General features: G+C 38.0%; 7 protein-coding genes and 2 rRNA genes. All 9 read right to left on the reverse strand.

The window, feature by feature from the left end; genetic code table 11:
* Positions 1–13: 13 nt before the first annotated feature.
* The gene (radA, locus tag BLR62_RS10940) at positions 14–1384 is read right to left on the reverse strand and encodes a DNA repair protein RadA (protein WP_090796869.1); all 1371 of its coding nucleotides are present in this window, start codon (positions 1382–1384) and stop codon (positions 14–16) included.
* Between the two features lie 177 nt (positions 1385–1561).
* On the reverse strand, positions 1562–3991 hold the full coding sequence (gene clpC, locus BLR62_RS10945) for an ATP-dependent protease ATP-binding subunit ClpC (protein WP_090796871.1): 2430 nt from the start codon (positions 3989–3991) through the stop codon (positions 1562–1564).
* Between the two features lie 14 nt (positions 3992–4005).
* Positions 4006–5073, reverse strand: coding sequence for a protein-arginine kinase McsB (mcsB, locus tag BLR62_RS10950; protein ID WP_090796873.1), 1068 nt, complete (start codon positions 5071–5073; stop codon positions 4006–4008).
* A complete protein-coding gene (gene mcsA / locus BLR62_RS10955) occupies positions 5070–5621 on the reverse strand; it encodes a protein-arginine kinase activator protein McsA (protein ID WP_090796875.1) in 552 nt (183 codons plus the stop codon). Before mcsA ends, mcsB begins: the two co-directional genes overlap by 4 nt.
* A gap of 21 nt (positions 5622–5642) precedes the next feature.
* Positions 5643–6107: a CtsR family transcriptional regulator gene (locus BLR62_RS10960; protein ID WP_090796878.1), complete on the reverse strand. Its 465-nt coding sequence runs from the start codon at positions 6105–6107 to the stop codon at positions 5643–5645.
* Between the two features lie 84 nt (positions 6108–6191).
* Positions 6192–6878: an MgtC/SapB family protein gene (locus BLR62_RS10965; protein ID WP_090796880.1), complete on the reverse strand. Its 687-nt coding sequence runs from the start codon at positions 6876–6878 to the stop codon at positions 6192–6194.
* Between the two features lie 92 nt (positions 6879–6970).
* Positions 6971–7813 carry a DegV family protein gene (locus tag BLR62_RS10970; protein WP_090796882.1) on the reverse strand — a complete coding sequence of 281 codons (843 nt, stop codon included), beginning with the start codon at positions 7811–7813 and terminating at the stop codon, positions 6971–6973.
* 188 nt (positions 7814–8001) lie between these two features.
* A 5S ribosomal RNA gene (gene rrf, locus BLR62_RS10975) occupies positions 8002–8115 on the reverse strand.
* A 107-nt stretch (positions 8116–8222) separates the two neighbouring features.
* Positions 8223–8316 (reverse strand): 23S ribosomal RNA (locus BLR62_RS10980); the annotation flags it as partial.

The following is an 8316-nucleotide window of genomic DNA, read 5'->3' on the forward strand; positions in this document are numbered from 1 at the left end:
CCGTAACGGTCTGTTATTCATCTTTAAATGTCACATTTAATGCCTCTTGAATCGACTGAACGCCGATCACTTTAATGTCAATTGAATCACTAATATCATCCGTGTTTCGTGCCGGAATAATCGCTCGCTTAAAACCTAACTTAGCCGCTTCTTGAACGCGTTGTTCAATTCGAGATACACGTCTAATTTCACCAGTTAAGCCAACTTCTCCAATTAACACATCATTAGGTCTACAAGCTTTGTCCTTAAAGCTCGAAGCAATACTAATACTAACGGCTAAATCAATCGCGGGTTCATCCAGCTTTACACCACCCGCTACTTTAACATAGGCATCTTGATTTTGCATCATAAGGCCGACTCTTTTTTCTAGAACGGCCATAAGAAGTGGCACGCGATTATGATCGATCCCGGTTGCCATTCGCCGTGCTTGGTTAAAGCTCGTTGGTGAAATTAATGATTGAATCTCAACAAGAACAGGGCGTGTTCCTTCCATGGAGGCAACCACTGTTGAACCCGCTACACCTTGAGATCGTTCCTCTAAAAAGATCTCTGAAGGATTCATTACTTCTTTTAACCCTTCTTCTTTCATTTCAAAAATACCCATCTCATTTGTACTTCCAAAACGGTTTTTCACGCCTCTTAATATACGAAACGAGTGATGCCTTTCCCCTTCAAAATAAAGAACCGCATCTACCATATGTTCTAACATTCTAGGTCCAGCAATCGCACCTTCTTTTGTAACATGACCCACGATAAAAATCGGAATATGTTTCATTTTAGCAATGTTCATCAAGGCACTCGTACATTCTCTAACTTGAGATACACTGCCTGGTGCACTTGTGACTTCATCTTTATAAATCGTTTGAATCGAGTCAATCACGATAAATTCAGGCTTTAGTTGATCAATTTGTGATGAAATCAACTGTAAATTGGTTTCAGACAGAACATAGAGCTGATTTGATGTCACGCCTAAACGATCGGCTCTTAATTTTGTTTGACGGGTTGATTCTTCCCCAGAAATATAAAGGACATTTGCATGCTTATTTGCTAATTGATTTGAAATTTGCAAAAGCAAGGTCGATTTTCCAATCCCTGGATCTCCACCGATTAATACAAGCGAACCTGGTACAATCCCACCGCCCAATACACGATTAAATTCAGGCATATCAGTCTTCATACGTGGTTCTTCTTTTGTTTCAATTGCCGTAATCTTCTCAGGTGATTGTTTAACGCCTTGTCCGATCCCTGTATGTTTTGTATTTGACTTAACAACCGCTTCTTCAACTAATGTATTCCACTGATGACAGCTTGGACACTTTCCCATCCATTTGGGGGTTTCATACCCACACTCTTGACATACAAATTGTGTTTTTGACTTGGCCAAATGTATATACCTCACTTTCATTATACCTTATCCATTAAGTGATTAGGTTACATATCGATTAATTGTTTATGTAAAAATGATGTAATCTTATTCTAACAGGAATGAACACACATGTGTTTTATTAATAAAAAAAAGAAAGCAGAAGAATGACTGCTCCTGCTTCCTTATTTTATCAGATTAGTCCAAAATGATGAACTTCCCTTTACTATTTAAGCCAATTCGTACTTTATCACCTTTATTGATATCTTCTCTAAGCAATGCTTCTGAGAGTAAATCTTCAATATTTTTTTGGATCGAGCGACGAAGAGGTCTTGCACCATATTCAGGGTCAAAGCCTTCATCTGCAATTTTTTCGACTGCTTTATCGGATAAGGTGAAATCTAAACCTTGATCATTAAGGCGTTTTTGTAACTGATCTAGCATGAGTTTAACGATATCTTTCATATGTTTTTTCTCAAGTGAGTGGAACACAATCGTCTCATCGATACGGTTTAGAAATTCCGGTCTAAATGCACGCTTTAATTCTTCAGTTACTTTAGATTTCATATTCTTATAATCCGCTTGTTCATCTTCTAAAGAAAACCCAACGTATTTATTTTGCTTCAGTTCAGTTGCACCGACATTTGATGTCATAATTAAGACCGTGTTACGAAAATCAACGAGACGGCCTTTAGAGTCGGTTAGGCGACCATCTTCTAATACTTGTAACAAGATATTGAAGACTTCAGGGTGTGCTTTTTCAATCTCATCAAGCAACACAACAGAGTACGGCTTACGACGCACTTTTTCTGTTAGCTGGCCACCCTCTTCGTGTCCAACGTAACCTGGAGGTGAACCAACCAATCGAGAGGTTGTATGTTTTTCCATATACTCAGACATATCAACACGAATCATAGCCTCTTCATCACCAAACATAGACTCAGCTAATGCTCTAGCAAGTTCTGTTTTACCAACACCTGTAGGTCCAAGGAAAATAAATGAACCAATTGGGCGTTTCGGATCTTTAAGTCCGGCTCTAGCTCGACGAATGGCTTTCGATACAGAATCGACCGCTTCCTCTTGTCCGATCACGCGATTATGCAATGTCTTTTCTAGATCTAATAACCTTGTCGTTTCATCCTTCGTTAATGACGCAACGGGAACACCCGTCCAAATGGATACGACAGATGCAATATCATCAATCACAACTTCAGAATCTTCTTGACCTTGTTTTTCTTTCCATTGTTCTTTTGTTTTTTCTAATTGTTTTCTTAGCTTCTGTTCTTTATCTCTTAAGGATGCTGCTGTTTCAAATTCTTGTGATTGAACAGCTGCATCTTTTTCTTTTCGGACCTCTTCTAAATCTTGTTCAAGCTCTTTTAAGTTTGGTGGTGCTGTGTATGATCTTAAACGGACTTTAGATCCTGCTTCATCAATTAAATCAATCGCTTTATCCGGTAAGAAACGATCTGTAATATAACGATTTGAAAATTGAACAGCTGCTTCAATCGCTTCATCTGTGATCGTCACACGGTGATGCGCTTCATATCGATCACGCAAGCCTTTTAAGATTTGAATCGATTCTTCAATAGTCGGTTCATCAACTTGAATGGGCTGGAAACGACGCTCAAGAGCAGCATCTTTTTCAATGTATTTACGATATTCATCCATCGTCGTCGCACCAATACATTGGAGCTCACCTCTAGCTAATGATGGTTTCAATATATTCGATGCATCAATCGCGCCCTCAGCTCCACCGGCACCAATTAAGGTGTGCAATTCATCAATAAATAAAATCACATTGCCTGCTTGCCTGATTTCTTCCATCACTTTCTTTAAACGATCTTCAAATTCACCACGGTATTTCGTTCCAGCAACAACCGTTCCCATATCAAGCGTCATGACTCGTTTATCACGTAGTGTTTCTGGCACTTCATTATTGACGATTTGTTGAGCTAACCCTTCAGCAACAGCTGTTTTACCAACACCTGGTTCACCAATTAAAACAGGGTTGTTTTTCGTACGTCTACTTAACACTTGAATCACACGTGCAATTTCTTCACTTCGACCGATTACAGGGTCGATATTACCTTCTTTTGCTATAACGGTTAAATCACGCGCTAACGAATCTAATGTCGGCGTCGTAGCTGGATCTGTTTGATTTTGACGATTTTGACCTTTACGTGTTGACTCACTCGAGCCTAATAACTGAAGAACTTGTTGTCTTGCACGATTTAAGCTGACTTCTAAATTAGATAATACACGTGCTGCTACGCCTTCTCCTTCACGAATTAAACCGAGCAAAATATGCTCTGTTCCCACGTATGTGTGGCCTAATTTACGTGCTTCATCCATCGACAACTCAATTACTTTCTTCGCACGCGGGGTATAGTGAATTTGTTGTTGTTTTTCTTTTCCAACACCGATTAACGCTTCAACTTCTTCTTGGATATGATCGGATTCTAGACCTAAGGCATGCAATGCTTTGGCCGCAATGCCTTCTCCTTCACTGATTAAACCTAACAATATGTGCTCTGTTCCAATATTGTGATGTCCCAACCTGACCGCTTCCTCTTGCGAGAGTGCGAGTACTTTTTGGGCTCTTTCTGTAAATCTACCAAACATCATCGTTATGTCCTCCTTTACGCCTCTTCTAAATTTAAACGCTCACGAATAATCGAGGCGCGCTTTACATCACGCTTTTCTGCACTTAATGGTTGCTTTGCGTATTGTTGCAGAAAAGCAGGCTGTGTTAACACCATTAATTCATTTAATATAGATGTTGATAAATGGTTAATAAACCCAACATCAATTCCTAAACGCAAATCAGATAAGCATTTTGCTGCTTCTTTTGACTCCATAATTCGGCTATGTTTTAAAATACCGTATGAACGGAAAATACGATCTTCTAAACGATACTCTGATTGTTCAACGAGTAGATTTCGTGCATAACGTTCCCGTTCAATTAATTTTGTTACAACACTATTTAGATCTTGAATAATATCCTCTTCTGACCTTCCTAATGTTACTTGGTTTGACAATTGATAAATATTACCTAATGCCTCTGTTCCTTCACCATAAGTCCCTCTCACGACAAAGCCTAACTGATTAATGGCTGGCATCATTTTGCCTATCTTTTGTGTCAGAGTTAGCGCAGGTAAATGTAACATAACAGATGCTCTCAGGCCCGTACCGACATTAGTTGGACAACTGGTCAAGTACCCTCTATGTTCATCAAAAGCAAAATCAATTGTTTCTTCTAGCCAGTCATCAAATTTAAATGCCTTTTCCAAGCCTGATTCAAGTTGTAAACCTGGAAAATACAATTGCATTCGAATATGATCCTCTTCATTGATCATGAGTGATACACGCTCATTTTGAGATAAAAGTACAGCACTTTCTTTTGACCGTTCAACTAAAAACGGACTAATTAAATGCTTTTCTGTCAGTACTTGACTTTCATTAGACGATAAATCACGCATATTAAAATATTCGAGTGACTCATTATCTAGAAAAGTTTTCCCTTCAAATTCATGCTTTAATCGATCACGAACGTGTTCAAGTTGATCTTCTCTTGCCATAAGAGGAAATGGGACATCTGCAAAGTTTCTGGCAAGACGAATGCGTGTACTTAAGACAATATCATGCTCAGGGCCTTCTTCTTGCATCCATGGACTAATCGCTCGGTTAATGAAAGATTGTAAACTCATTCATCAGCGCCCCTTTCATCCTCTCTATGGTCTTCCCCATTTTCAAGTGCTTTAATCTTATCACGAACACGAGCAGCTTCTTCAAATTCTTCATCTTGAATTAACTGATTGAGTTGCTCCCGATACGATTGAATCACTCGCTTTTTCTGCAGGTGAACATGTTGTCTTTCTGGTACTTTACCGACATGTTCAACATTTCCACTATGTACCCGTCTCAAAATCGGATTCAAATGTTGACTAAAAGTGTCATAACAGTAAGCACAGCCAAATTTACCCGTATTTACAAACTGTTGATAAGTCATCTGGCAGTTTGGGCATGACTCGGCATGAGGTGTGTGTGAGGGTTGTGTCGGTTGGCTATGTGCACCATATTCATGGTGAAATAAACCGCTCAATAAATCATGAATCGTATAAGGCTCATCATGCTTTTCTATATAACCATGTTCCAATGCGCACTCATGACATACATGAACCTCTGATTTATGACCATTCAAATAATTCGTCAAATGTAAGGTTGCTGGACGCATATTGCAGATTGAACACTCCAAATCGATCCCTCCATTTACTCATTAGTGGTATTTCAGAGTAACCAGCATAGATTTCAGCAATCTCGCTCTTAATTCATCTCGAGTTGGTAACTGAAAAGCCAATACTTCTCGATCAAGCACACTTATCATTAATTTCGCCTCACGAACCGTTAAAAAACGATCCTCAACTAAGCGTTCAATGATAGCAGTTGCCACCTGCTGGGATACCTCTCGCCCAATAGCTTCTATTAACTCAGTTAATAAATCCGTCTTATCAGAATGTACAAGTCGCTGAATACGAATGTAACCCCCACCACCTCGTTTACTTTCTACAAGGTAGCCTCTCTCCTCAGTAAAGCGTGTATTGATCACATAGTTAATCTGAGACGGGACACAGCTAAATCGTGCAGCTAATTCACTGCGTTTAATTTCAATTATATTTCGATTGTTCTGTTCAATAATTTGTTTTAAATGCGCTTCAATGACATCTGAGATGTTATGACGCATAGCCCTCCTCCTCATTGACTTTGACTATATTTGACTTTAAATTTATTTTATACTTTGAAGAGGATAGATGCAACTAATAACATTTCATAATTCCTTAACTTGCTTAACGTGATCAATTTGCAATAAAGCGTAGTAGACTTTATTTGTGCTTGTATTTTTACCAATTTCTAAGTCTGTCGTTACAACAGCATTTTCACCATGTTCATTTTGTATATTTATATTTTTAACGACGAGATTATAATCATTGTACTTTTCAAAAATTTCATCGATTTCTGTTAAGTCATTCATCACGATCTCTAACTGTACACGATGATGTTTTTTGGCAATGACCTTTTCAAAGTTGTTAAGAAAAACAAGACTCAATAATATAATAAAAGTTGTTAAGATAGCGATGCTATACATACCGATTCCAATGACCAATCCCAAACCGGCTACTGTCCAAATTGAAGCTGCTGTCGTTAAACCTCTTACTGTCATACCATTTACAATAATAGTACCTGCCCCTAAAAAACCAATGCCACTAATCACATACGACGGTATACGTGCAACATCAAAACGAATAAATTCTGAATTGGCCTCCACATAATCATTAAAGCCATACAATGACATAACCATCATTAAACAAGCACCTACACCAACTAATATATGCGTCCTAAAGCCCGCCGCATGCTTATTCACTTCGCGTTCATAACCTATGGCACCAGACAAAATAAGAGTGAGTATCAACCTGGTACTTATAATAAAAAAATCAGCATCAAAAATCGCATTCATATGATTCCCTCCTCTAACGACCTTACGTTACAACATGAAACTGCAATTAAATAAATAGATCACCTAGTAGGAGATCTATTTATTTGGCTTCGCTATTCTTTTATCCATGACACTGACAATGTACCATAACCAGTGTGAACTCCAGCAACCGGTACAAGTGGTTCAACAATAACTTTAAGATTATCATAGGCTTGACTTAGTTCTTCTTTCCATTTATGTGCTTGCTCTATTGCTCCGGCGTGCATGATACCTAATTCTTTTATCTCACCTTTTTTATAGGCATCCTCAATCTTTTGAAACAGATGACGAACAGCTTTCTTTTTACTTCTAATTTTTTCATCAACAACAACTTTTCCATCTTCAAATTTCAAAACAAGGTTGATATTTAACAAATTAGCAAAAACAGTTTGTGTTGTGCTAACACGACCACTTCTCTTTAATTGTTCTAAACTTTGAGGAAGTAAAAACATTTCTGTTTGATCGGGATACGTTTTTAATGTTGAGACAATCTCTTCATAACTTTTACCTTGCTTTTCTAATTCAATCCCATTTTTAATCATTTTCCCTAAAGCATATGAACCAATCTTAGAATCAATTACTTCTACAGGGAATTCATGCATTTCTGATGCGCTAATTGAACTTTGATATGTTCCTGTTAATGCACTTGAAGCATGCAAAGCAATTCCTACATCATATTCTTCTTTTAGCTTTTCATATAACTGAACAAACTCCCCATAAGGAGGTTGACTAGTTTTGGCACCCTCACCATAAGATTTTAATAACTCATATACCTCTGCTTTTGAAATATCGATATCCTCTCGATAAGATATATTATTTATATTTACAATCATTGGTAAAACATGTATGTTATGCTCGTCGATAAATTCTTGTGATAAACCACATGTACTATCTGTAATCCAGGCAATTTTCTTCATTTAAATTCTCCTTTTATTTCTGTCTAATTATTACTTGGTCTTAATTATAAACTATAGCATACTTTTGTTGAATCGTATATGTTAATCCCACTTAATTAACATACCCCATCCTCTCTATTTGAAACGTTTATACAATATGTACATTACGAAAAAACCACTCATTCTAATGAATGAGTGGTTCACTTTTTGCTTAGCGACGTCCTACTCTTGCAGGGGTAAACCCAACTACCATCGGCGCTGAAGAGCTTAACTGCTGTGTTCGGCATGGGAACAGGTGTGACCTCTTCGCGATTGTCACTAAACAAAGTCATATGAAGGGTTGTACCTTCAAAACTAGATAAGAACATAGACAAGATCATATCGGGTCAATCTAGCTTTCGTTCCCTAACGGTCACTCAAGCTTTTTAATTTAGTTAAGTCCTCGATCGATTAGTATTCGTCAGCTGCACATGTCACCATGCTTATACCTCGAACCTATCTACCTCATCGTCTCTGAGGGATCT

The organism is Pelagirhabdus alkalitolerans (genome assembly GCF_900096905.1).
In the GTDB taxonomy this organism is placed as follows: domain Bacteria; phylum Bacillota; class Bacilli; order Bacillales; family Amphibacillaceae; genus Pelagirhabdus; species Pelagirhabdus alkalitolerans.

Bases quoted from the DNA above. Each gene is read 5' to 3' on its own strand.
- BLR62_RS10960 (WP_090796878.1), bottom strand. From the start codon at position 6,107: ATGCGTCATAACATCTCAGATGTCATTGAAGCGCATTTAAAACAAATT.
- BLR62_RS10970 (WP_090796882.1), bottom strand. From the start codon at position 7,813: ATGAAGAAAATTGCCTGGATTACAGATAGTACATGTGGTTTATCACAA.
- clpC (WP_090796871.1), bottom strand. From the start codon at position 3,991: ATGATGTTTGGTAGATTTACAGAAAGAGCCCAAAAAGTACTCGCACTC.
- BLR62_RS10965 (WP_090796880.1), bottom strand. From the start codon at position 6,878: ATGAATGCGATTTTTGATGCTGATTTTTTTATTATAAGTACCAGGTTG.
- mcsB (WP_090796873.1), bottom strand. From the start codon at position 5,073: ATGAGTTTACAATCTTTCATTAACCGAGCGATTAGTCCATGGATGCAA.